Here is a 24,990-nt window from a genome sequence, read left to right as displayed (position 1 = left end):
CGGAGCCTCGGGCGCTAGCCCGGGGTGGGTACCCACCCCGGGCTAGCGCCCGAGGCTCCGACGTGTACCGGTGGTTTACGGGTTATGGGTCAGAAATCGCCACTCCATTGGGTTCTGCTGCGGCACGACTGCCCCGCCGACTACCGAGACGGCCCCCATTGGGACCTGATGCTCGAGCGGGACGACGTGAGCGACGAGGCAGGTTTAGCGACGTGGTCGTTGCTGACGCTGCCGACCGCGTGGCTTGCGTCAGAAGCGGCGACGGGAGCGTGCGACGCTGAGGTCGAGGCGATGCAACTCGACGACCACCGCGCCGCGTATCTGACCTACGAGGGTCCCGTCAGCGGCGGCCGTGGCGACGTGCACCGTCTCGCCAGTGGCGAGTTGTTGTGGCTATCCGATCAAGACGATCAGGTCGTTGCTCGTCTGGCGGGTGACTTCGATGGCGTTCTCACCCTACAGCGACAGCAAACTACGCAATGGCGGTTGCTGTGGAACGTCGCGTGCTAGCGACGCCGTCGCCGGCAAACTCTCCGTGAATTGCCAAGCCGGAGGTTGCACACGGCGGAAAGGATCGTACATTCTTCGCTACGCCGCTCGTCGGCGGCCCACCAGACAACTCCCACCAAGCGATCCTCCGCCACGCCCGAACAGGGTGAGCCCGCGTTTTTCCACGACCGCCCGTCAGCGGTTGGGGTGCAAGTCACGACGGATCAGCGAGGGGCGCGCGAGCGTCTTTCGTTTCACCCTGTCGGGCGTGGCGTTTTGCTTCCGGCCGCTTGAGCCGAAGCCGATTGAGCCGAACTAGCGATCAGCGACGCAGCCCCAGGCTAGCGCCGTCGGCTTATAGCGACGGCTCGCACCGGCGATTCGGCGCGCTACGGCTTCGAGGCGACGAACGCCATCCGCAGTTGGTGCAAGACATCGTCGAGCGCGAGCGCCTCGTCCGACGTCAGGTTGCCGGTGGTCTTTTCTTTGAGCATCGCCAGCGTGTCGATCAGGTACTTGGCCTGATTGGGGCGCGCCTTGGTCTCGCCCGTCACGGGATGCGGGAACTGGCCCAGCGACAGCAGCGCCTCGGTGGCGAGCGACGACATCAGCATGCCGATCGAGGCGGCCGGCATCGGCGGGTCATCGGGGTCGGGCGAGCCTCCAACGTTAGTTGGGGGTGTTTGCGCTTCACTCCGGGGACTTACGTCTCCCGGCTCGCTGGCGGCTTTCGGTTCGGCGGCCGCTTCTTTCTCGCGCTCGACTTGGGCCTTCCAGTCCTCGTCGATGAAGATTTTCTTTTCTTCGCTCATTAGGTTGCCTGCTGGGTCGACTCGCTCTTTTCGGAGGCTTGCTCACCCGCCGAGCCGCGCTCCTTGCGACGGTTGCGGTAGGCGACCGCCGCGCCGATAAAACCGGCGAACAGCGGCTGGGCCTTGATCGGTTTGCTCTTGAACTCGGGGTGGTACTGCACCGCCAGGAACCAGGGGTGGTCCGGCAGTTCGATCGCCTCGACTAACTTGCCGTCGGGGCTGGTGCCGCCGAAGCGGAGGCCGTTCGCCTCGTACTGCTGGCGGTAGACGTTGTTGAACTCGTAGCGGTGACGGTGCCGCTCGTCGACGGTGGATTTGCCGTAGCACGACTCGATGAGCGACCCCTCGGCGAGCACCGTCGGCTGCGCGCCGAGCCGCATCGTGCCCCCCTTGTTGGTGACCTCGCGCTGCTCGTCCAGCAGGCAGATCACCGGGTGGGCCGTGTCCTTATCGAACTCCGTGCTGTGAGCCCCCTGGAGTCCGACAACGTCGCGGCCGTACTCGACCACGGCGCACTGCATGCCGAGACAGATGCCGAAGAACGGCACGCCGCGTTCGCGGGCCCAGCGGATCGCCTGGACCTTGCCCTCGATGCCTCGCTCGCCAAAGCCGCCCGGCACCAGCACGCCGTCGTAGCCCGACAACAGCCGTTCGGGCCCTTCGGCCTCGACGTCTTCGCTGCGGATGCGGCCGATGCGGATCTGCGCCTTGTGGTGGATGCCGGCGTGGTCGATCGACTCGTAGATGCTCTTGTAGGCGTCGCGGTGCTCGGCGTACTTGCCAACCACGGCGATCGAGATCTCGTGGTCGGGCCGACGCAGGCGGTTGAGCAAGTCGTGCCAGTCGTCGAGGTTCGGCTCGGGCGTGTCGAGCCCCAGCCGCTCGCAGATCTGCGCGTCGAGGCGGTTCTCGACCAGCGACAGCGGCACCTCGTAGATGCTGAAGTCCTTGTCGCGTTCTTCGATGACGGCGTCGAACGGCACGTTGCAGAATAGGGCGATCTTTTCGCGATCCTCGCGGCCGATCGGCTGCTCGGTCCGACAGACGAGGATGTCGGGCTGGATGCCGATCTGCCGCAACAGGCCGACCGAGTGCTGGGTCGGCTTGGTCTTCAGTTCGCGGGCCGCCTTCAGGTACGGCACCAGCGTCAGGTGCATGAACAGGCAGTTCCCCTTGCCGGCCGTGAACGCGAACTGGCGGATCGCCTCCATGAACGGCAGGCTCTCGATGTCGCCCACCGTGCCGCCGATCTCGGTGATGACGACGTCCGGCTTGCGGCCGTCGGCGTCCTTCGTGTCGGCGAGCCGGGCGATGCACTGCTGGATCTCGCCGGTGACGTGCGGGATGACCTGGACGGTCTTGCCCAAAAACTCGCCGCGGCGTTCCTTCTCGATCACCGACAGATAGATCTGCCCGGTGGTGTAGTTCGAGTCGCGCGTCAGCGGGCCGCTGGTGAATCGCTCGTAGTGGCCCAGGTCGAGGTCGGTCTCCGAGCCGTCGTCGAGGACGTAGACCTCGCCGTGCTGGTAGGGGGACATGGTCCCCGGATCGACGTTCAGGTAGGGGTCGAGCTTCTGCATCCGGACCGAGAGGCCCCGCTTCTCGAGCAGCATGCCGACCGACGCGGAGGTGAGCCCTTTGCCGAGCGAGCTGACGACACCGCCGGTGACAAAAATGTGCTTGGCCATGCTTTTGGGGGGCTCCGGTCCGTGTCGCGAGGCGGGAAAGCCCAAGCTTAGCAGCTAGCAGCGCCGAATCGGAGACCTAGAAATGCGCAGACAACACCGGGGGACGAGAAAAATGCCGCCCTAATCGGACCCCCAGCGTGAGCGGTTTTGACGCAAAAAGTTGGCTTTTCCGGCCCGGTCTGCGGCTATCCTGAGTGGCTCCCGCCGGCGCCTTTTTCGACGGATTTGACGACGTTGTTTTCTTTGATGCGACTACGAACCGCAGCAACGCTCCTTTGCTTGATTGCCGCCATCAAAAGTGATGCGGCGATCACGGCAACCGGCGACTACAGCCCGGCGTACGACGGCGTGTCGGACCCGTGGGAGCCCGCACCGGAGATTGATCTCTTCGTCGGCAACACCGCGGCGGGGACCCTCACGATTGACGGCGACAGCCAGGTGCTGGCCGGCAAGGCCTACTTTGGCGTCTCAAGTGGTGGCGACGGGGCGATCTCGGTTGTCGGCGACGGTGCGATTCTGAAGACCGTGTCGGACCTGTTCCTGGGGAACGGAGGTCGGGCGCGGCTTGAATTGGTTGATGGCGGCAGAGCGATAGTTGGCGGCGTCACCCAGGTGCATCGCGTCTCTTCGAGTTACCCAACCGCGATCCAGTTCGACGGTGGAATCCTCGAAACCGGCAGTCTCTTCGCCTCGCCCGACTTTTTGGAGGGCGATGGCGCCATCTACGCCAATGGGCTGGTGAGCGACTTCGACCTCACGTTCGACACCAACCATGAGACCTCGCAGGACTTCTTGTTCGACTCCATTCCCGAGCAGAACGTCGAACTACACTTGTCGCCGGCGGTGTCCACCGGGAGCTTTCACCATCTCGGCGCCGGCTTCCGCAACTCGGCAACGCTCACCATCTCGGACGGCCAAAACATTCAGTCCGAATATGGAACGCTTGGCAAGGGCTACGGCTCAAACGGTCGAGCCATTATCACCGGCGCAGGCTCCACATGGGAGATCACGAACCACCTCGCGGCCGGTAACAGTGGGGTGGGCGAGGTGGTAATCGAGCAGGGGGCTCACTTGCACGCCCTCAACGCCGATATCGGAAGCTACTTTTCAAACGCCTCACTGCGGGTCAGTGGGGTTGGGTCTCTGTTCACGGGGGAAGACGTCTATGTCAGCGGTGACACGCCGTTTGTCGTCGATGACGCCGCGAAGGTGCAGGTCGCGAACTACTTTATTATCGGAGGCGCTTCTTCCGGGGGAGACGCGTTCCCCGTTGTCACAGTGACGGGGGCTGGTAGCGAGATAGCGACCGAGAACTTTTTAGCGGTGGGCAGCAGCTCAGCGGCGCAGCTCCGCGTCGAGGAGGGAGGCCGCGTTTACTCGCCCGCGATCCGAGTTGGGTCGATCGGGTTCGATCCGGGGCAACTCTTAGTCACAGGCCCCGAGTCACAGGTAGAGACCGACTTCCTGGAGATTAAACGCAATAGCTGGCGTTTTGGCGCGTCGGATACCATTGGCCCAACCTCGGTGCTTGTCGAGCAGGGCGCCATGCTCAAGGTGAATACCCGCCTCAAGAGCGCGCTGAACTCGACCTATGAGGGTCCCGGCTTCGCCTTGCGCGACGGTGGGCGTCTCGCCTTGCCGGGGGACAGGGAGGGTTCACTGACCCAGTTTCTCGATGGAACGGAGATCAACGAAATCCGGTACTGGGACGGCGACAATTACGAGACCCTGCTGTCCGCTACGCTCGGCGTCGACTACACGCTGGAGTATCAGGGCGGCGGCGACTTGGCTGGCTTCACGCTGCTAACCGTCGGCGTGCTGCCGACGATCGATGGCGACTACAACGGCGACGGCGTCGTCAACGCCGTCGACTACACCGTCTGGCGCGACCGGCTCGACTCGGACGCAACTCTGCCGGGCGACACGACCCCTGGAACCGTCACGCAGCAAGACTATGAAGTCTGGGCCGCGAACTACGGCAATGTAACACCGAACAATGGGACACAACCCGTGCCCGAACCGAACGGCTTGCTCCTCGCCGCGGTGCTGACAAATCTTCTCGTCGTTTGTCACCGTCAATAACGAAAGGCTCGGTCGCCGTAAGCTCGGCCGAACATGAAGTTACCGCCTGATCGTCCGCCAACTTGCCGAGAGAAGCCGGCGGCCGGACTTACTGGGCACGGTTGCGAGGGGCGGTCCCCCCACTTGAGCCGCAGGCGCTTGCCTCGGGCAGCAGCGGAGAAAGGACCGCCCCGCTACTTAACGACGCCCTTCTTCGCCGAAGGCCGTCAACATAACGCGCCGAGCCTCAATCGCTGTACGACACGCGCCAGATGACGCCGCCGTCGTCGTCGCTCACCAGCAGGTCGCCCCGCGGCGTGACTTCGACGCTCACAGGGCGGCCGTAAACCTGGCTCGCGTCGCCGTCGGCGATGAAGCCGGTGAGGAAGTCTTCGGGCGGCTGGGGACGGCCCGCTTCGTCGAACGGCACGAACAGCACCTTGTAGCCGGCGAATTTGGACCGATTCCAAGAGCCGTGCTGGCCGACGAATGCCCCGCCGCGAAAACGCTCGGGGAACGCTTCCTTGGTGTAGAACGCTAAACCCAACGAGGCGGTGTGCGCCCCAACGGGAACGTCGGGGACGATCGCTCTGTCGACCAAGTCGGTGTGGGGCTCCTCGGCCCACCGCGGGTCGCGGATGTCGCCGTAGTACGAGTAAGGCCAGCCGTACCACCCGCCCCGGCGGACGCTGGTGATGTAATCGGGGACGAGGTTGTCGCCGATTTCGTCGCGTTCGTTGACCGCGGTCCATAGCTCGCCTGTGACCGGGTTGTAGTCCATGCCGACCGGGTTCCGCAGGCCCGACGCGTAAATCGCCTCGTCCGACCCATCGGGATTCATGACGAGGATGCCGGCGCGTCGCTCTTCCTTGTCCATGCCGTGCTCGCCGACATTGCTGGAGGAGCCAACGGTCACCAAGAGGCGGTCGCCCTCCTTGGTCGGCAGCAGGTTGCGGGTCCAGTGGTGGTTGTAGCCGCCCGCCGGCAGCTCGGCGATTTGCTCGCCTTCGCCATCGAGTTGCGTCATCCCTTCGCGGTAGGGCCACCTCATCACCGAATCGACATTGCCCACGTAGAAGTGGTTGTCGACGATCGCCATGCCGTAAGGCTGGTTGAGGCCGTTCGCCGCGCTGGCGAACTCGAACGTCTCGTCGACCTCGCCGTCACGGTCGGCGTCGCGGAGCAGCACGATGCGGTTGGCGCTCTTGCTGGCGTCGTCACTGAGGGCGACGAAGTAGTCCTCGCCGCTCGGCCCCACATAGACCCGGCGCGGGTGTTCTAGGCCCTCGGCGAACTTGGTGACCGTGAAACCGTCGGGCGCTTGCGGCCCGGCGCCCTCGGGCCACGGCACGATTTTACTATTCTTGGTCGTCGATTTCGACTTGTAAGGGGGCGGCAACTTCAGGTCGCCCACCGCGGTCGAGACGGTCACCGGCGGCTGCGAGGCCAGCTCGGCTTTCTTGGCGTCGCTGAGCGATTCGACGACTTCGGCGTCGACCGGAACGCCCCCGCCAAGCAGCAAGCAGGTGGTGGCGACGACGATCAGTTCGGACGGAGTTCGCATGGCTCTAGGTCTCTGTTGGCTCAAAGAGGCGGCTCGTGACGGGTGTCAGCAACGCTTGTTTTAGCTTGGCGAATCGCTAGCCGGCCGACGTGCTGTCGCCGGCGAATGGTTGGCCAGTGGGGAGCGAATCTCCCGGTGGTCATGACGCGTCGGTAGGGCGGCTAGCACGAAAACCTAGCAGTGCTGAAGCGGGGTATCCTACATCGACGGCTCAGAAAGTTAAGCGACGCGACAACCTTAGTCGAGCAACAGGTCGCTGGCCTTAGTCGAGCAACAGGTCGCTGGCCTTAGTCGAGCAACACGTCGCTGGCCTTAGTCGAGCAACACGTCGCTGGTCGTCGGGCGAGCTGGTGCGAAAGGGACCCAAGTGGTCGCAGTGGAGTCGGCTCTGTCGGCGGTTTGGTCACCGTAAAGCAGTCACCTTGCGCAGCCTTTCGGGTCGCGATTTAGAAGGTGAGGATCGCTCCTACGAATTCCTTGCTGGATGAAAGAGACACGCCTATCCTCGGTCTAAATTCTTGGTGAGCGGTCGACTCGTGGACCACGCTTCTCGCCAAGGCAGCAATATTGCTCCGACATGGAGAGATCGGATGAACGCCCCCTTGCGTGCGGCGAATCGGCAGGAAGAAAACGTCGCCGCGGTGAGAACGACGGCATTGCCTCGCGTCGCGTCGCGTCGCGCGTTGCGTCATCGACAGTGGCCCCGTCGACAGTGGCCCCATCGGCAGTGGCCCCATCGGCAGTGGCCCCATCGGCAGAGGCTCCATCGACAAGACGGCTGGAGCTTCCCTCGGGGGTGATCCACGCCGTCAACTGGCGCTACGCCACGCCGATCGTGGCGATCCACTTGCTTGCGCTTCTCGTGATCACCCCTTGGCTGTTCAGCTGGTGGGGCGTGATCGCGTTCGTGGCCGGTGTTTATTTCTACGGGGCGGTTGGGATCAACCTCTGTTATCACCGGCTGCTGACCCACCGCAGCTTTGCGGTGCCTGCCTGGCTGGAGCGGGCGTTTGTCGTGGTCGCTGTCTGCTGCTTGGAGGACTCGCCGGCGAGTTGGGTGGCGGCCCACCGCCTGCACCACAGCGACGCGGACCACCGTGACGACCCCCACAGCCCGCTCGCAGGGGCGTTCTGGGGACACCTCGGATGGTTGTTGATGGCGAACCCCAAGGTGCGTAGCCTCTCGGTGTTCGAGCGTTACGCCCGCGACGTGTTGCGGACGCCCTTCTACCTGCGGCTGCAACGGGGCGAGCTGCCGCTGCTGATCTACGCCGCCCATGCGCTGCTCTACGCGGTCGTCGGTTTTGTAGCGGGGTTCGCCATGACGGGTGAGCCGGCCGCCGGGGTCCAACTCGGGGCGAGTCTGCTGGTCTGGGGGGTCTTCCTGCGGACGGTCGTGGTGTGGCACATCAGCTGGTCGGTCAACTCGTTGAGCCACCTGTTCGGCTACCGCAACTACGAGACGGACGAGAACAGCCGCAACAACTGGCTCGTGGCGATGCTCAGCAGCGGCGAGGGGTGGCACAACAACCACCACGCCGAACCCGCCAGCGCCTCGAATTGGCACCGATGGTGGGAATTCGACCTGATGTACCTGATTATACTCGGGATGGAGCGTGTCGGACTGGCGCGCGACGTGATACGGCCCCGAGCGTTCCGGAAGTGAAAGGAACGGTGAAGGGCAGGAAAAATGAAGCCCTCCACGGAATTTAGCGTTAGCTAAAGTCGGGGCTGCTGTCCCGGCGCAAGCCCGCCGCTTCCTTTGGGGGTTCGACAACAATGTCCTTCTCGACGCAACAGCGAGCCGTCGCGGTATTCCTCTGTCTGGTGGCCGCCGCCAGCTCGGACGCGGCAATCACCGCGACCGACGACTATAGCCCGGCCTACGACGGCGTGGCGGATCCGTGGGACTTGGGGACCACCACGGATCTCTATGTCGGTGACACGAACGTCGGGTCGCTCTTGATCGACGAAGGCAGCTATGTCGCCAACGATGACGCCTACGTCGGGTATGCCACGACGGGAAATGGCGCTATCACGGTCTCTGGCGCGGTCTCGACCTGGAGGAACGACAGCTGGATCTACCTCGGCTATCGGGGGCAAGGGACGTTGACGATCGCCGACAGCGGTCAAGTGAACGGCTACTGGGCTTCCCTCGGGTCACGCTCGGGGGCTGAGGGGAACGCCCTGGTGACCGGCGCCGGATCAAGATGGATCATTAATCGCTGGCTTGAAGTTGGGGCGGCGGGGACCGGAGTCCTCGACGTCATGGATGGCGGTAAGGTGTCAGCGGATGTCGTCACGATAGCGGACGGGTTGGGCTCGACGGGACAAGTGACTGTCAGCGGGGCCAACTCGTTGCTAGACGTCGAAGGTAGCTACATAAACGATGTCTACGTCGGCAACTTCGGGACCGGCATTCTAAGCATCGACTCTGGGGGCCGCGTCTTGGCCGACGAGGTCTATGTGAGCCGACACTCCAACGCGTCGGGCCTGGTGACGGTGACCGACATCGGGTCGCAACTGCGAGGCACGCGGGGCGTTTACATCGGTGGCAATTCGACGGGCGTTCTCAGGGTCGATAACGATGGCGTCGTCGACGGCGGCGACATTGTCGTCGGGGACAACGCCGCGGGAACGTTGCAGGTGGGGTCGGCCGGAGCGGTGAACGCCGTCAACCTCTATGTGGGACGTGGCTCGAATGGAACCGGCGTCGTTCAATTCGACGGCGGAGTGGTCGAGACGCAGGGACTCCTCGCCTCGCCTACTGAGCTTCTCGGGACAGGGACGATCAACGCTCGCGGAGTTGTCAGCGACATCGACGTCACGATCGCGTCGGCTGCCGACTTACAACAGCAATGGCTCTTCAACGGGTTGCCCGATCAGAGCGTCACCCTGAATGCTGATTTCGGTGGGACAGGTAAAAGCGAAGCGGTGCTTGGGGCCGGTTTTCGCGGCGCCGGTACGCTGAGTCTCTCCGGCGGCCAAGTGGTTTACTCGGGTCGTGGTGAACTCGGCTACCACACCGGTTCCCATGGGGTCGCGGTCGTCTCTGGCGTGGGGACGTTGTGGAATTCCGCCGGCGAAATCACCGTTGGTCGAAACGGCGCCGGCTCACTGACGGTCGAGTCGGGCGGCAGTGTCTCGGCGGGCTCGATAGCGCTCGGCCCCGAAGGATCGGGGACGCTCTCAATCGACGCCGACAGTACGCTGAATGTCAACAAGGATTTGATCGTCAACGCCAGCAGCAACGTTGTTCTTGATGGGGCCACGATTTCGGTTGGCGGATTGATCGCGGCGCCAGCAAATCTGCGAGGCGCAGGTGTCATTAGAACGACTGGCTTGGTGAGCGATTTCGACCTTACCTTTGACGCAACGCACCCCCTTGACCAGCAATTCACGATCAATCAAGAGCCGGGTCAGAATGTCACAATCGAACTTTCTGCCCAATCCTCAAGCCCCGCCAAAGGATCGCTTGGCGTCGGCTACAACGGTTCAGCCTCGTTGACGATCGCCGATGGACAGAAGATTCGTTCGGGCAAGGCCTACCTCGGATACCATCCCGGATCGAACGGCACAGCTGTGGTGAAGGGGGCGAACACGTTTTGGTTTAACGACTCACTCAACATAGGAACTTCAGGGGACGGATCGCTCACGATCGAGCAGGACGCCTACGTCGGTTCGGGACCTACCCGCATTGGTGGTCAGGGAGGTTCTGTTGGGACCCTGACCATTCGCGATTCAGACTCGCAGTTGGCGCCCCGCGGGATAGTCGTTGCCCACGGCGGCGTGGTGAATGTGGAGGGTGGGGGCGTCAACAACGACTTTGGGATCACCGAAATTGGAGGGGCCTGTACCGATTGCAGCTTGCCGAGAGCCAGTGTGACAGTGCGAGGAGAAAACGCCTTTTTTACCTCTTCCCAACTGGAAATGGGTCGTGATGGCGGCGCCCGATTTGTTGTCGAAGGCGGCGCAATCGCACGGGCGCGCTTTGGTGTAACGACACTCTATGCGGGCGACACGCAATTGGTCGTCTCGGGCGCGGGATCACACTTTGAGGCGGATCTCCTTTCATTCCAGCCAAGCTCGACGAGTGAATCGGGACCGGCTGAGATACTCCTGGAACGAGGGGGACGGTTCTCGTTGAATTTTATCTTTGGGAGTTCGGATGTCGCCCAAATTAAGATGCGTGAGGGGGGCCAATTCGTTTTTTTAAACGGAGGAAGGCGTCTTGCGAACACCGCGAGCGAGTTCTTTGGTGACGTTTACGCGGACGCAGTGTTTTATTGGGACGGCGATACCTACGAGAGCATTCTGAACGCCACCCCGGGAGTCGACTACACCATCCAACAGGTGTTTGACTCGTTCGGTGGTTATACGGTCCTCACGGTGGGCGAACTGCCCGGCCTCGATGGCGACTACAACGGCGACGGCGTCGTCGACGCCGCCGACTACACGGTTTGGCGAGACAACCTGAACGAATCGGTCACTTTGAATGGGGATACAACCCCCGGGGACGTGTCGCAGGAGGACTACGACGTCTGGGTGACAAACTACGGCAAGGTCGCTTCGAACAATGGGACGCAAACTGTGCCCGAGCCCAACGGCTTGCTCCTCGCCGTCGGGCTGGCAAACCTCCTCCTAGTTTGCCGCCGTAAATAACGAAAGGCCCGGTCGCCTTGCGGTGACCGGGCCTTCGCTTCCCCCCTTCTCTGTCCGCCCGCTCAGGCTTCGGCGGGCGGCTCTCATCGGTTGGTAGTGGGCGTTGTCGCCGACTACTTCAGGTACGTTGCTTGGCGGACGGCGACCGGTTGGCTGGTGAACGACGTCCCCTGCCGGTACATCGCCAGCCGCTCGCTGTAAGCGGCGTCGGCCGTGGGGGCGGCGTCGATCGCTTGCTGCTGCACCGCAGCGGCTTCGTCGAAGCGGCCCGCGGCGGCGAGCGCGGCGGCCTTGGTGTCGAGCGTCAGGTCGTCGGCCCCGCCGGCGAGCTCTTCCGCCTGCTGGACGTTAACGACCGCGGCGGCGCCGTCGCGAAACTCGTCCACGGGGCAGGTCGCCTGCATCCAAGCGAGGTTGCGGTAGGCGGCCGGCTGCTGGGGATCGAGGGCGATCGCCCGTTCGTAGGCGGCCTTCGCTTGGCCATAGCGTCCGAGGTCGACCAGCACGTCGCCGCGGCCGGTGGCGATCATCGCGTCGTCGGGCGACAGCAGTTCGGCGGCGTCGAGGTGACGGAGCCCCTCGTCGAGCAGGCCGAGCAAGTGGCACACGCGGCCGCGGCCGGTGTGAGCGGCTTCGAGGTCGGGGTCGATCTCGATCGCCAGCTGGTAGTCGCGGAGGGCGGACTCGTAATCGCCGTTCTGCACCGCGAGGGCGGCGCGGTTCGAGTACGACTTGGCGAACTCAGGGTTCAGCAGCAGCGTGCGGTTGAACCGCCGCAAGGCTTCCTCGTTGTTCCCTTCGCGGGCCGCCAACACGCCCAGGGCGTGCTCGGCGCGCCAGCACTCGGCGTCGCAGTGGAGGGCGTCTTGGTAGTCGGTCTTGGCCTCGGCGAATCGGTCGGCGTCCTCGAGGACCTCGCCCCGCTTGCAGAGCGCCCAACCGGCGAGCTGATTGGCGTAGGCGACGGCTTGCTCCGAGTTGTCGATCGCCAACACGTAGCGGCAACGTTGCAGCACGCCGGAGTAGTCCTCGGCGGTCGCGGCGGTGGCGGCGAGTTGGTGCGCTTCGGCGAGCAAGGCTTTGGCGCGTTCGCTGGTTTCGTCCGACGGTGACGCCTGCTCCGTACGGCTGGGCGACGTCGTGGCGTAAGTGGCCGGGGCCGGCGTTGCCGCCGCGGCGACTGGCTCCGCCGCGGCCTGCTGCAGCGGGGCAGGCATCGGGTTCGGCGGCAGTGAGACGACAACCGGCGCGGAGGCTGGCTTGCTCACCACCTTGGCGTCTTCGGAAGAAGGCAGCTGGGCGTGAGGCGGCTGGGTTGAGGCGGGTGTCGCCAGAGGACCTTGCGCCTTGGCGAACTGGTTCTCGAGCGTCGTCACCTGCGGCGTGCTGGTGAGATGCATCGGCTTCGGCGTCGATTTGCTGCTCGTCGTCGGCAGCGGCTTCTCGGGCGATACCATCGCGATCGGCGACGGCTTGCGGCCGGCCGGCGACGCGGACGCGCCGGCGTCGTCGCTGATCATCACGACGCCCGACGAGGCGAGCGACCGCGAATCGTTCGACGGCAACGGCGTCGCGGATGAAGGGGCGTAGGCCATCGGACGGGGCGCCGTGGCGGGCGCCTGGGCGATGCGGGTCGGCGCCACGGGAGCCGTTGACGCCGTCGAAGTCGACGGGCGACGTGCTTGCGGTTTCGGCATGACGGCCGGCGATTCGGCGGCGTCGTCCGAGCCCCATAGGCCGGAGAGCAGGCCACGCTTCGGACCGCCCCCGCTCCGCACGGCGACGCCGCCGTTGCGAGTGGGCTTCGAACCCGCGGCGATCGGCTTCAACGCGGGCGACCCGGCCCGCGAGGCTTGCCCTTGCTGAGTCTGAAAGTTGGCGGCGGGCCGCGGCGCGCCTTGCTGGACGTAGGACGGGATCCGCTCGACCCCTTCGTCACGACGCTGCGTCGCGGCGCCGACGGTCTGGATCCGGGCGTCTTGGATGGCGGCGGCGAACGGATCGACCGCCGGCTGCTCGGGCTCGCTCTTGCTGAACAGCCAGCTCGGCTTCAGCCGGCTGAAGAACGAGGGCTTGGTTTCGGGTTGGTCGCTGGTGCGAGGCCGCATCTCGGCCGCGTAGGCGGCGGGCACGACCGGCGCGGGGCGTCCCATCGCGGACGTCGCAGCGCTTTGCGGTGCGGTGCGGGGCGTAAGCACCGGGCCCGACGCGACCGACGGCAGCGGCAGCTGCGCGGCATCGAGCATAGCGCGGTCAATCGACTGCAAGTCGCCCGCGAAGGCGACGCCGGTGGGTTCGGCCGCGTTGGCGGCGATTCCCATCGATCCAAGAAGGCAGCCGGTCAAGAGTAGCGGTTGGCGCCTGAGCATGGCGGCACGTTCCTCGAGTCGGAGTAGCAGCAGCGAAAGACCAAGCCCCAGCGCGGAACTCAGCGATGCCGTTCTCATCGACCTCGACCGGCCGCCGACGTAACCGAAACAGGCCGGAAAATCGGCAAATCCGGAAAAGTCCGCCCAGACCGCCAGGGCGTAGAGGTCCCTCTCCCTACTAGGGAGGGGCTAGGGGAGGGTAAACCACTCCCCAACCCGGGGCGCCAACTCGGGACGCTCGCCTGTGCCAATGAATCCCCAGGCCAGGAAGATGGGAGCCTACGGACGCCGCCGACCCTCCCCTAACCCCTCCCTGAAAGGGAGGGGGAACATCGTGGGGCTTTAGCGTCGGAGCGTGGCGGGGCCGACTGCTATGTAGGCGCGACCCGCCTCGTAGAGCCGCAGACGCTGTTGCGCCTCGGCAGTAGCCGACTCATCCGCCGACTGCGGCGCCATCAGGATGGCGCGCTGCTGCAGCCGGATTGCTTCGGCGAACTCGCCGGCCGCGGCGTGGGCCGCGGCGCTCGCGTCGAGCGTCAAGAAGTCGTCACGTCCGAGGACGCGACGGGCCCGCCAGGCGGCTTCGATCGCCATCGCCGGGTCGCGCAGCGAACGCTCGGGACAGGTCGCCAGCACCCAGGCCAGCGAGCGGTAAGCCTCCACGCTGGTGGGGTCGGCGTCGAGTGAGTCGCGATAATCCGTAATCGCCTGCTGGTAGTAGCCCGCCTCGGCGTAGACGTGGCCGCGGGCGGTTCGGCAAGCGGCGAGTTGCGGCTCGAGGCGCAACGATTCGTCGAGGTCGGCGGCCGCCTCACGGAGCCGCCCCATCGTGTGCAACGCGACGCCTCGTAAGAGCAGCACGTCCGCCCGCTCCGCGGCTCCTTCTGGCGCCGACGCCAACGCCGCGTCGCAGTCGGAGACGGCGGCTTCGGGGTCGCCGGCCTGGAGCCTTAGCGAGGCGCGGTTCTGGCGGGCGGCGTTCGACGCGGGGTCGATCCGCAGGGTCCGGTCGAGGGCGTCGAGGGCGGCCTTCGTTTCGCCGGTTTCGGCCAGCGCGACCGCCAGGTCGTGCCACGCGGCGGCGTTGGCGGGGTTGGCGTCGGTCGCCGATCGGAGGTCGATCAGCGACGCCTCCGCCTTCCCTACTTGTGTGTAAAGCCTCGCCCGGGCGTGGTGCGCCCAGCTGCCAACGCGATTGGCCTGCTCGCGCAGGGAGGGGTCGGTCGCCTCTCCGAACGCGGCGATCGTCTCTTCGTAACGTCGCAGCAGACGGGTGAGCGTGTGGATCGTCGTCGCCCCGTTCGCCGCGTGCTCGAGCTGCCTCACCCGACGGGCGTCGTCGTCGGCGAATCCCTCGGTCGCCAACAAGCGGGGCGGCGGGAGCTCCCGAGCCGGCGACGCGGGCTTCACCAGCGGTCTTGGCGCGGCCTCGTAGACCGTTTGTTCAACCGCCGCGGAGTCGTCGGTCGACTCGACCCAAGCCGGCAGGCGGATGGCGTCCTCGGCGACTGCCGCGGCGCATAACGCCCACCCCAGCACCAGGACGGTGGCGGTGTCGGCGAGGGGTTTCAGGCACGCATCCATGCGACGCCGAGGGTTGGGTTAGTCGTTGGTTGATTGCGACCGCTTCAGACCACGTCGGGGCGGGTCATGCGGTCGTAGTCCATCAGCTCTTCAAGGCGCTCGGCGGGCATGAGCTCGAGCTCTCCCACCAGCTGCTTGATTGTTTTGTTCTCTTTGTGGGCCTGCTTGGCGAGGGCGGCGCACTTCTCGTAGCCGACCTCCGGCGCGAGCGCCGTGATCGTCATCAGCGACGCGTCGAGCAGCTCGGCGCAACGCGTCTCGTTCACCTCGAGGCCCGTCAACAGCTTATCGACAAAGACATTCGAGACGTTGGTGAGCAGCGACGTCGATTCCAGGAAGGCGTCGATCATCACCGGCATCGCGACGTTGAGTTCGAAGATCGAACCGATGCCGCCCATGCCCGCCATCGTGACGGTCGCGTCGTTGCCGATAACGCGGCAGGCGACCTGGATCGCGCTCTCACAGATAACAGGGTTCACCTTGCCCGGCATGATCGAGCTGCCGGGCTGGATCGCCGGCAGGATCAGCTCGCCGACGCCGCAGCGCGGGCCGCTGCCGAGCCAGCGGATGTCGTTAGCGATCTTTGAGAGGGCCACCGCAATCGTCTTCAGGCAGGCGTGCGCCTCGACGAAGTCGTCCTTGGCGGCTTGCGCCTCGGCATGGTCGGCCGCTTCGAGGAAGCCGCCGTCATCGATGTCGTCTTCGTCGTCGTCTTCGCCCGCGAGGCCGAGCCGTTCGGTCAACGCCGCGGCGACGCGGCCGGCGAACTCGGGGTGGGCGTTGATGCCGGTGCCGACCGCCGTGCCGCCGATCGGCAGGTTCGAGCGGGTCACCATGTGGGCCGTCGCGGCTTGCTCGGCGGCGCCCGCGATCTGCGAGGCGTAGCCCGAGAAGACCTGCCCGACGCGGATCGGCGTGGCGTCCATCAAGTGGGTGCGGCCGATCTTGACGATGCCGTCCCACTGATCAGCCTTCTGCGCCAGGTCGTCCTCGAGGCGGTCGAGCGCCGTCATCAGCGGGCCGAGCGCCATCGTCGCCGCGATGCACATCGCTGTGGGGAAGGTGTCGTTGCTCGACTGCCCCATGTTGACGTGGTCGTTCGGGTGGACGCCGCCGTCGGCCTTTGTCGTCAGGCCGAGACCCAACTTGTCGTTGGCCAACGCGGCGATCACCTCGTTGGCATTCATGTTCGTGCTAGTTCCCGAGCCGGTCTGATAGACGTCGACCGGGAACTGGGCGTCGTGTTTCCCCTGGGCGACCTCGTCGGCCGCGGCGATGATCGCGTTGGCGATCTTGGCGTCGAGCTTGCCGAGCCCCTTGTTCGCCTCGGCGCAGGCCGCCTTGAGGTGGCCGAAGGCGTGGATCACCGCCGGTGGGAGGGGCCGGTTGGCGACCGGGAAATTCTCGACCGCCCGCGCTGTCGACGCCCCGTAGAGGGCGTCCGCGGGGACCTGCATTTCGCCCATCGTGTCGCGCTCGGTGCGCGTGGCGGCGTTCGTCATTGGAAGTGGGAAGTCGGAAGGGGGGGTAGTGGGAATGCCCAGCAGCCGCTAGCGGCGCGACAATCCGGAAGGGATAGTAGGGGGTCTGTCAGACCGGCGAAACGCCGATTCGGCAGCGATATCGTGTGATTGCAGTCGGCCGCGAGTCGCCTTTGGCCGGCTATTTCTCCGACTTCCAACTTCCCACTTCCGACTTCGAGATATGCCGACGGTACTGGACAAGATCGTCGCCGTGAAGCGACAGGAAGTCGCACTGGCCCGCGCCGAACGGCCGCTAGTCGAGCTGCGCGCCGCCCTGGCGGACGCCCCGCCGGTGCGTGACTACCTGGCGCCGCTGGCTGCCGACCGGCCGGCGCCAACCCAAACGGGGGGGGGCGGCCCGATCAAGCTGATCGCCGAGGTAAAGAAGGCGAGCCCCTCCGCCGGCCTGATCCGCGCCGATTTCGACGCGGTCGCTATCGCCCAGACCTACGCCGCTTGCGGCGCCAGCTGCCTCAGCTGTCTGACCGATGAGCCCCATTTCCAGGGCTCGCTCGATTACTTGCGGGCGGTCCGGGCGGCGGTCGATCTGCCGGTGCTCCGCAAGGACTTTCTGATCGACGAGCACCAATTGGTCGAAGCCCGCGTCGCCGGAGCCGACGCGGTGCTGCTGATCGCCGAGTGTCTCGCCCCGGCCGAACTGGCGGATCTGCACGCCCTCGCCAACGAGCTGGGCATGACGGCCCTCGTGGAGCTCTACGACCCGGCCAACCTGCCGGCGGTGTTGGCGTGCGGGCCGACGCTCGTGGGGGTCAACAACCGTAATCTGCACACCATGAAGGTCGACCTAGAGCACTGCATCCGCCTCCGGGCGGAAGTGCCGCCCGAAGTGGTCTTCGTTGGCGAGAGCGGCGTCAAAACCCACGCCGACGCCCAGCGACTCCGCGGGGCGGGCATCGACGCGATGCTGGTGGGCGAGTCGCTGATGCGGCAGGCGGATATCGGAGTCGCCACGAAGGCTCTATTGCTGGGGTAGCCTGTTGCTGGGGTAGCCCGTGGCCAGAGGTAGCTTCCACGGTTGTTTGGAGAGCCCCCATCCATGTAACAGTTACTGGGGTATTTAGTCAAAACGCCCGGTAAACAATTGACCAAGGGGTCGAGACGCCCCTACGCTGACAGGGCATTGAAAGCGGTTGCAGGATTCCCGTGTTTCCGCCTCAATCTCTTCCCTCCTTCTTTTCACCCCGTCTGAGGAAGCCTCGTGATGAAATCTCTCGTTCTCTTTTCAGCAACCCTCGCGGTTGCTCTGTTTGCCAACGCGACGGCCCAGGCAGCGCATCTCGACAATCCGAACCAACTGATCGACCCAAGCTTCGAAGGAACGATCACGACGGATGGCGCTCCGTTCATTGGGACCTGGGAAGGTTTCTCCGCCGGGTTGAGTTCAACGAGCGACTTCACGACCACCAGCCCGCGGACCGGCGCCCAGTCGTTGGAGATGAACATCGGTCCGGACACCAACTTGTTTGCCGGCGCGTTCCAAGACGTCTACTTCGGGCCGGCCCTCGCCGGCGCGGACGCGTGGTTCAGCGGCTGGCACCAGTCGGTCGGCACGACCGGTGGTAGCGAGTACCGCATCGAGTGGCGTGACTCCGTGGGTAACGTTGAGGTTTCTCGGACTCAGCTCACCGCCTCGCCGGCCGGCAGCGGTTACGAAGAGTTCATCATCGCGGACACGATCCCGGCCGGCGCCGACACGGCCCGCCTTGTCTACGCGATCCAGAGCTTCGGCGGCGCACTCAATCAAACCGTGTACGTCGATGACGTGAACTTCAACTACGTCCGCATTCCCGAGCCGACCACCGCTTTGCTCGCTCTCGTCGGGTTGGCGCCGCTGGCGCGTCGCCGTCGCTGAGCGTCGCGACGATATCAAATATCAAACTTCTCGAAGCCGCCGTGGGGTCTCCCGCGGCGGCTTTTTTCGTGGGATGTTAGGGCCCGTTCGTCGCCTCCAAGAAACCTGCTAAAGCGATGGAAGACGCCGTGTCGCCGACCCTTCAATCGATCCAGATTGGCCAGCCGCAAGAACTGGCGCCGACCGTTGGCGACACGAGCGACAAGCCGTGGCGGACCGCGTTCTTTAAGCAACCGGTCGCGGGCCCGATCCAAGCCACGGGGCTCGGTCTCGTCGGCGACGGCGTCGAGGAGACCGCGGTGCACGGCGGAGTCGACAAGGCGGTCTGTGTCTACTCGGCCGAGCACTGGCCGTACTGGCGCGAGCGACTGGAGGAACCAACCTTAGGCGCCGCGGCGTTCGGCGAAAACTTTTCGGTTGCCGGCTTAATAGAAGAGGATGTCTGCCTGGGGGACCGTTGGCGGATCGGCGACGCTGAGTTCGAAGTCAGCCAGCCCCGTCAGCCATGCTGGAAGTTGGCCCGCCGCTGGAGGACCAAGCAGCTCACCCTCTGGGTCCAGCAAAACGGCTACACCGGCTGGTACCTGCGGGTCGTCACCGAAGGAACGGTTACCGCCGGCGACGCCATCGAACGCAGCGCCCGCCCGCTCCCCGACTGGACCATCGCCCGCGCCAACCAAGTGATGTACGAGCTAAAAGACGATCGCAAAGCGACGGCGGAACTTGCCGCGGTGGGGACGCTTTCAGATAGTTGGAAGCGGCAGCTACGAAAAAGGATCGTATGAACGACGGCAACCGGGTCTGGATTGTGACAGCGGTTTTCACACTGTTGTATGGCCTCGGCTATGCATTTGAGCGTCTCCGCTTCATCTGCGACGAGCACTCGCCCCTAGGTGGCTTGCTGGGGCTGCTCGTCATCGGGGCCGCGACCGGGATGTTCTTGGGGTGTCTCACGCTGTCAGACGACTATCTACGGTCACCCCGAGGCAAAGGGCTCGTTGGCGCCTTGGGCGGCGCCGACGGTGCCAGGGCGTTTCGCAATCGATGCCGGGTCGCCTTCTGGTCGCTGTTTGCGTTCACGGCTTGGCTACTTTGGTACGCATTTATCTACGTGCGTGACTGAGTTCGAAGGGCCTCTCCAGGTTGCTTCGATAAGTCCGTAAATACGATTGACGTCGGGTAGGGCGTGGAAGCCAAAGTGTCGCGAGTCGTCCGGGTCCGCTAACGCCCTTGGCCTCTTGTCGGGGAATTTGAGGCTGCCGCATCCGTCGTGCCACCTCCAGCGACAAGGCAGACCGGTCTCTTCCCAGGGCAGGGCCCACGATGCGAGCCCCAGTCCCCACGTGGAGGTCGCAAAGACGCGACGATTGGTGACGCCATAAACCGTACGGCGGGCCATCCATCGACCGACGAGTGGCATCCAGCATCCGGCGACGCCCAACAGGCCCAAGACGCCGAGGAAGAAGTAGCCTGAGGTCGGTTGTGGGGCTGGGTTGCTTGCACAGCTGTGAGCCAGCAAGGCGATAAACAGAAGCCACAGAACGCCCCCCACGACGCAGCCGATAAACCGCCGGCCGTACGCCTCCGGAATCGGCTGCCCCAGCCATAGCAACTCTTCGTCCGGATCGAGCAACCTCTCGACGCCCCCTCTCAGTTTTACTGGCAAGGTTTCGAGGAAATGATTGGGCGCGTGGGCCATGCTCGCCTTGCGGTCCGGAGGATGAGACGCAAAGGGACGAAGGCGCAAAGATTGAGAGTCCCGCCCTACGCTGCTTGGTGGTTCAACTTGACTCGGCCGCTAAGTTCTCGATCAGGTCCTCGACCTGTTTCACGTTCGCGATGCCGATGAAGCCGATGCGGCTAATGTGGGGGCCGTGATTGTTACGTCCGTACTGGGTGATTTCCTTCGCGAAGATCAGATCGCCCGAGCCGTCGGCGTGCTGCTTGCGTTCGATGGCGCCAAGCTGATCGGGGCGGAAGGAGCGGATGCTCATGCCGCTCCATTCCTGCTTGAAAACGATCGCTCGTTGGTCGGTGATCGCGTAGACCGACCGCCGCGCCAGTCGCCGGCACCAGAACGGCGCGGTGAGCATGCCGGTCCCAACCAGGACGAAGGGGACGCCGAAGAGCCCAAAGAAACCGCCCCCCATCGAAGACGCCATGGCGATCCAGAAAACCGAGAACGCCGTGAACGGGACGCCGAACAACTGGATCACCCAGTACCCACGGGTGTACGCCTTGGGGTCGGGCTGCGCGAGCCACGCCAGCCGCTCGTCACGGTCGAGCTCGTTGTCAACGAGGCGGCGCAGTTCGGGCGTGAGCTCGTAAAGATCGATACCGGTCACTTTCGGGTTCAAGTAAGAGAACCACGAAGGCACGAAGGACACGAAGGCCTATTCCTCATCCTTTGTGTCCTTCGCGCCTTTGTGGTGAATCTATTAACCCTTCACGGCCGCGATCAGGAAGCTCGGCTTGAGCGACTCGAACGACAGCCGTTCTAGCTGGTCGGCGCCGCGGGCGATGTTGACCATCCAGACGCCGAGGTTCGGCTCGTGACCGGCGGCGCGGGTGGCGGCCATCAATGACTCGCGGGCCTGGGCGATGTGGTCGATGCTGATCAGATTCACCACCAAGCGGCCGCCGGGACGCAGGCGGGCGAACGCCGCTTCGGCCAGACGCGTCACCTCGCGGCCGGCGCCGGCGACGAACACGCAGTCGGGGTCGGGCAGCTTGGCGAACGCCTCGGGCGCCTTGCCGAGCACCGGGATCACGTTGGCGACGTCGAAGCGGTCGCAGTTCTCTTGGATCAGGCCGTGGTCCTCGGCGTCCATCTCGATGGCGTAGACGGCGCCGTCGCGGGCCAGTTGGGCCGCCTCGACGCTCACCGAACCCGAGCCGGCGCCGACGTCCCAGACGATGCTGGCCGGGGCGATGTCCATCTGGGCCAGGGCGATCGATCGGACCTCCGACGGCGTGAGCAGGCCCTGTTTTGGCTTGGCTTGCAGGAACGCGTCGTCGTGGTTGCCGAACAGGCGCCGACCCACCGCGTCACGCGGCCGGTCGGGGGCGTCGGCCCGACGGATCAGGATCATCACGTTGAGTGACGTGTATTCGCCCGCCGCGATTTCGGCGAGTTCGGCGCGGGTGACACGCTCGTCGCGGGCGCCGAGGTTCTCACAGACGTAGGCGGTGAAGTAGTCGATCTTGCGATCGAGCATCGCTTGGGCGACCTGATCGGGGCCCACGTCGGGGTTGGTGAACAGGCCGACCTTCTGCGCGGTGCGGATCTTCTCGACGACCGCCGTCAGCGGGTGGATCGCCAGGTCGGTGAGGTAGGCCTCGTCCCAACTCTCCATGACGCGGGCGAACGCCAGCTGCATGCTGCTGACGTGCGGCAGCACCTCGAAGCGGTCCTTGCCGAACCGTTCGATGAGGAACCGAGCCAGCCCGTAGAACATCGGGTCCCCGAAGACGACCAGCGCCGCGGTCCGATCGCCGACCGCTTCGACCTGGGTCGCGACTTGGTTGACGTCACCCGACAAGACAATTCGCTTGCCCGTCGTCGATTCGCCGAGGAGCGACAGCGCGCGCTCGTCGCCGAGCAGCACCTCGGACGCGGCGATGCGGTCGCGGACCGCCGCGGACGCCGCGTTGAGGCCGTCGTCGCCGATTCCGATGATAGAGAGCATGGCGGCAGGGATCAGGGGTCAGGGGCCGGGGATTCGGGGCGTTCGTCACCCCTTTTCCCTTCGCCTTAACGTATTCGGTTGGCGCGCCTCGCTCTAGAGTGCGCTCCGCGGGGCGTGCGCCGCCTCGCGGCCCCTCTTGGTGGCGAAGCCACCTGTGGGAGGCGTCTCCCGACGCCGATGACGCGCACCATGCCGAATCCGGCTAGGACACCGTAATCGGCGTCTGGAGACGCCTCCCACAAGGAATGGCAAGCCCCCACAAGGAATCGCAAGTGCCCACAAGGAATCGCAAGCCTCCAAGAAGGATCGCGAGTTTGGGCTGCTACGCCTCGATGTAACACCGCATGGCGTGGTGCTCCAGCAGCACCTGAGCCGACGTGTCGAGCTTCGGGCCGACCGACTCGGCGAAGGCGTCGTTGGGGCTCTCTCCGGCGGTGTCGACGGCGAGCCGCCAGTTGAGGCCGGTCACCGTTTTGGGGACGCGGAACGGCTGGGGCTGGCCCCCCGAGTGCATCATCACCAGCACGTGGCGGGCGTGCTCGTCCTTCAAACCGGTCGGGCTGAGGACGCACGACAGGCTGTGGAACGTCCGGTGCCAATCGATCGCCTTGCCATCGACGCCAAACCACGCGACGTCGGGCAGGTCGCCCTGCTTGTGCGGCGCCCCGGTGAGGAAGTCGGCCCGCCGTAGCACCGGTTGGTGCAGCCGCAACGCGATCAGCTGCTGGGTGAACCGCAGCAGGTCGGCGTTCCGCTCGACCAGCCGCCAGTCGAACCAGCTCACGGCGTTGTCTTGGCAGTAGGCGTTGTTGTTGCCCCGCTGGGTGCGAAGGACCTCATCGCCCGACACCAGCATCGGCACGCCCTGGCTGAGCATCAGCGTGGCGATAAAGTTCTTGGCCTGCCGGCGGCGGAGTTTGCGGATCGGCAACCGGCGTGTCGGCCCTTCGACGCCGTAGTTGGCGGCGTAGTTGTTGTTGTCGCCGTCGCGGTTGTCCTCGCCGTTGGCCAGGTTGTGCTTCCGCTCGTACGACACGAGGTCGTTGAGCGTGTAGCCGTCGTGCGACGTGACGAAGTTGATGCTGTGGTAGGGCTGCCGTCCCGACGCTTGGTAGAGGTCGCTGGAGCCGGCGAGGCGGGTCGCCATCGGGCCGGTCATGCCCAGGTCGCCCCGCCAGTAGCGGCGGACGTTGTCGCGGTACGCGCCGTTCCACTCGGCCCAGCGCCCGCTGGCGAACGAGCCGACCTGGTACGCCCCGGCCGCGTCCCATGCCTCGGCGATGATCTTCGTGTCCGAGAGCATCGGGTCTTCGGCGATGTTCTCAACCAGCGGCGGGTTGGGGACGAGGTCGCCGTTCCGGTTGCGGCTGAGGATGCTCGCCAGGTCGAAGCGGAAGCCGTCGATGTGGTAGTTGTAGACCCAGTGCCGGAGACAATTGAAAATCATCTCACGGACAATCGGGTGATTGCTGTTCACCGTGTTGCCGCAACCGGAGTAGTTCTTGTACGAACCATCCTGAGTGAGCATGTAGTAGACGCTGTTCTCCAGCCCCTTGAAGCTGAAGGTGGGGCCGTGCTCGTTGCCCTCGGACGTGTGGTTGAAGACGACGTCGAGGATCACCTCGATGCCGGCGGCGTGCAGCTCGCGCACCATCTGCTTGAACTGCTTGACCTGCCCGCCCGGCTCGTCGCCGAGTTGGTAGCCGCGGTGGGGAGCGAAGAACGCCATGGGGTCGTAGCCCCAGTAATTGGCGCGCTTGGTGCGGCTGCCGTCGGTCTCTTCGGTCGGGTACTCGTGGACCGGCATCAGCTCGACCGCCGTCACGCCGAGCGACTTGAGATACGGGATCTTGTCGATCACGCCCAAGTACGAGCCCGGCGCGTCGGAGCCGGCTGTGGGGCTCTGCGTGAACCCGCGGACGTGCATCTCGTAGATGACCGTCTCGCTGAGCGGCCGCTTGAGGTGGCGGTCCCCTTGCCAATCGAAGTGGTCATCGACGACCACGCACTTCGGCGGACGGACAACACCGTCGGCCCCCGGCAAGAACTTGCCCGCCAGCGCCTTGGCGAAGGGATCGATCAGCCGCGCGTGCGGGTCGAAGCGGTGGCCCCGCTCGGGCTCGAAGGGCCCGTCACACTGGAAGTGGTAGAGCGTGCCCGCTTCGAGCTCGGGGACGAAGACGCTCCAGAGATCGCCCCAGCGGTCGGTGTCGGGGTTGAGCTCGATGAGCCGGGAGGGCTCGGGATCGTCCACGCCGCTGTAGAGCAGCACCCGCATCGCGGTGGCGTTCTTGCTGAAGACGACGAACTGAACGCCTTCATCTCGCAGGATCGCGCCGTAGGGGAGCGGGTAGCTGAACTGCAGCGGAGGGTGCGACTTGGGCGGCTTGGGCATCACGAGGCCCGACGAGCGGGCGATGTAGGGAGTCGTGCCTTGTGCGAGCATATGCGTCAACGGGGTCGTTCAGTGGACCGGAGCCGCCTTCCCTGGCCCAGACACACCCCCTTGCCACGCGAAACCCAGCTTGCGCGATCCGAGGGTGCAATGCTAGCATCGGCCGTTGTCGGCTCCCTCCTAGAGAGACTACCTCGCCCGGCCGCGCCCCTTCGCCCTTCGGTACGACCCGAAGCGGGAAGCCGTCAACAGGCCAGGGATAACGACCCGGGGATACGACG

General features: G+C 65.1%; 17 protein-coding genes. 8 read left to right on the top strand and 9 right to left on the bottom strand.

Annotated features, from left to right (window positions below; genetic code table 11):
- Positions 1 to 84 precede the first annotated feature (84 nt).
- On the top strand, positions 85 to 510 hold the full coding sequence (locus tag Pla108_RS01725; RefSeq protein WP_146442082.1) for a hypothetical protein: 426 nt from the start codon (positions 85 to 87) through the stop codon (positions 508 to 510).
- Between the two features lie 368 nt (positions 511 to 878).
- Here the strand turns inward: Pla108_RS01725 and Pla108_RS01720 are convergent, their stop codons facing one another.
- Positions 879 to 1,301, bottom strand: coding sequence for a DUF1844 domain-containing protein (locus tag Pla108_RS01720; protein WP_146442080.1), 423 nt, complete (start codon positions 1,299 to 1,301; stop codon positions 879 to 881).
- Positions 1,301 to 2,989 (bottom strand): CTP synthase, encoded by a 1,689-nt coding sequence (locus Pla108_RS01715; RefSeq protein WP_146442077.1) that lies wholly within the window; start codon positions 2,987 to 2,989, stop codon positions 1,301 to 1,303. Before Pla108_RS01715 ends, Pla108_RS01720 begins: the two co-directional genes overlap by 1 nt.
- 246 nt (positions 2,990 to 3,235) lie before the next feature.
- Between Pla108_RS01715 and Pla108_RS01710 the strand changes: the two genes are divergently transcribed.
- The gene (locus Pla108_RS01710; RefSeq protein WP_146442074.1) at positions 3,236 to 5,071 is read left to right on the top strand and encodes a hypothetical protein; all 1,836 of its coding nucleotides are present in this window, start codon (positions 3,236 to 3,238) and stop codon (positions 5,069 to 5,071) included.
- 226 nt (positions 5,072 to 5,297) lie between these two features.
- Here Pla108_RS01710 and Pla108_RS01705 read toward each other — a convergent pair whose 3' ends face one another.
- Entirely contained in the window at positions 5,298 to 6,614 is a 1,317-nt protein-coding gene (locus Pla108_RS01705) for a PQQ-dependent sugar dehydrogenase (protein ID WP_146442071.1), read from the bottom strand.
- A 796-nt stretch (positions 6,615 to 7,410) separates the two neighbouring features.
- Between Pla108_RS01705 and Pla108_RS20745 the strand changes: the two genes are divergently transcribed.
- A complete protein-coding gene (locus Pla108_RS20745) occupies positions 7,411 to 8,280 on the top strand; it encodes an acyl-CoA desaturase (protein WP_197526140.1) in 870 nt (289 codons plus the stop codon).
- Between the two features lie 113 nt (positions 8,281 to 8,393).
- Positions 8,394 to 11,276, top strand: coding sequence for a hypothetical protein (locus tag Pla108_RS01695; protein WP_146442069.1), 2,883 nt, complete (start codon positions 8,394 to 8,396; stop codon positions 11,274 to 11,276).
- A 113-nt stretch (positions 11,277 to 11,389) separates the two neighbouring features.
- Here the strand turns inward: Pla108_RS01695 and Pla108_RS01690 are convergent, their stop codons facing one another.
- The 3 genes from Pla108_RS01690 to Pla108_RS01680 all read right to left on the bottom strand — a co-directional run bounded on the left by Pla108_RS01690 (position 11,390) and on the right by Pla108_RS01680 (position 16,731).
- Positions 11,390 to 13,645, bottom strand: a complete 2,256-nt coding sequence (locus tag Pla108_RS01690) for a tetratricopeptide repeat protein (protein ID WP_197526139.1) — start codon at positions 13,643 to 13,645, stop codon at positions 11,390 to 11,392.
- Positions 13,646 to 13,987: 342 nt separating this feature from the next.
- Positions 13,988 to 15,229: a tetratricopeptide repeat protein gene (locus tag Pla108_RS01685; RefSeq protein ID WP_146442063.1), complete on the bottom strand. Its 1,242-nt coding sequence runs from the start codon at positions 15,227 to 15,229 to the stop codon at positions 13,988 to 13,990.
- A 44-nt stretch (positions 15,230 to 15,273) separates the two neighbouring features.
- Positions 15,274 to 16,731 (bottom strand): class II fumarate hydratase, encoded by a 1,458-nt coding sequence (locus Pla108_RS01680; protein WP_146442061.1) that lies wholly within the window; start codon positions 16,729 to 16,731, stop codon positions 15,274 to 15,276.
- Between the two features lie 202 nt (positions 16,732 to 16,933).
- Here Pla108_RS01680 and trpC point away from each other — a divergent pair, with 202 nt between their 5' ends.
- The 4 genes from trpC (at position 16,934) to Pla108_RS01660 (ending at position 19,748) form a co-directional block, all read left to right on the top strand.
- Positions 16,934 to 17,746, top strand: a complete 813-nt coding sequence (gene trpC, locus Pla108_RS01675) for an indole-3-glycerol phosphate synthase TrpC (RefSeq protein ID WP_146442058.1) — start codon at positions 16,934 to 16,936, stop codon at positions 17,744 to 17,746.
- 228 nt (positions 17,747 to 17,974) lie between these two features.
- Positions 17,975 to 18,625, top strand: a complete 651-nt coding sequence (locus Pla108_RS01670; RefSeq protein ID WP_146442055.1) for a hypothetical protein — start codon at positions 17,975 to 17,977, stop codon at positions 18,623 to 18,625.
- 128 nt (positions 18,626 to 18,753) lie between these two features.
- On the top strand, positions 18,754 to 19,410 hold the full coding sequence (locus Pla108_RS01665) for an MOSC domain-containing protein (RefSeq protein WP_231934248.1): 657 nt from the start codon (positions 18,754 to 18,756) through the stop codon (positions 19,408 to 19,410).
- Positions 19,407 to 19,748, top strand: coding sequence for a hypothetical protein (locus tag Pla108_RS01660; RefSeq protein ID WP_146442050.1), 342 nt, complete (start codon positions 19,407 to 19,409; stop codon positions 19,746 to 19,748). The genes Pla108_RS01665 and Pla108_RS01660 overlap by 4 nt, the downstream gene beginning before the upstream one ends.
- Before the next feature lie 658 nt (positions 19,749 to 20,406).
- On the opposite strand, the gene Pla108_RS01655 is transcribed toward Pla108_RS01660, so the two are convergent.
- From Pla108_RS01655 to glgX, 3 genes are all read right to left on the bottom strand, one after another.
- On the bottom strand, positions 20,407 to 21,012 hold the full coding sequence (locus Pla108_RS01655) for a hypothetical protein (protein WP_146442048.1): 606 nt from the start codon (positions 21,010 to 21,012) through the stop codon (positions 20,407 to 20,409).
- 51 nt (positions 21,013 to 21,063) lie between these two features.
- A complete protein-coding gene (cbiE, locus tag Pla108_RS01650; RefSeq protein WP_146442045.1) occupies positions 21,064 to 22,314 on the bottom strand; it encodes a precorrin-6y C5,15-methyltransferase (decarboxylating) subunit CbiE in 1,251 nt (416 codons plus the stop codon).
- A gap of 322 nt (positions 22,315 to 22,636) precedes the next feature.
- Positions 22,637 to 24,709: a glycogen debranching protein GlgX gene (glgX, locus tag Pla108_RS01645; RefSeq protein ID WP_231934332.1), complete on the bottom strand. Its 2,073-nt coding sequence runs from the start codon at positions 24,707 to 24,709 to the stop codon at positions 22,637 to 22,639.
- Positions 24,710 to 24,990: the final 281 nt, after the last annotated feature.

Origin of the sequence: Botrimarina colliarenosi (assembly GCF_007859955.1) — a bacterium.
GTDB lineage: Bacteria > Planctomycetota > Planctomycetia > Pirellulales > Lacipirellulaceae > Botrimarina > Botrimarina colliarenosi.
The sequence above is the reverse complement of the archived record's forward strand: the minus strand, read 5'-3'. Positions and strand labels throughout refer to the sequence as shown.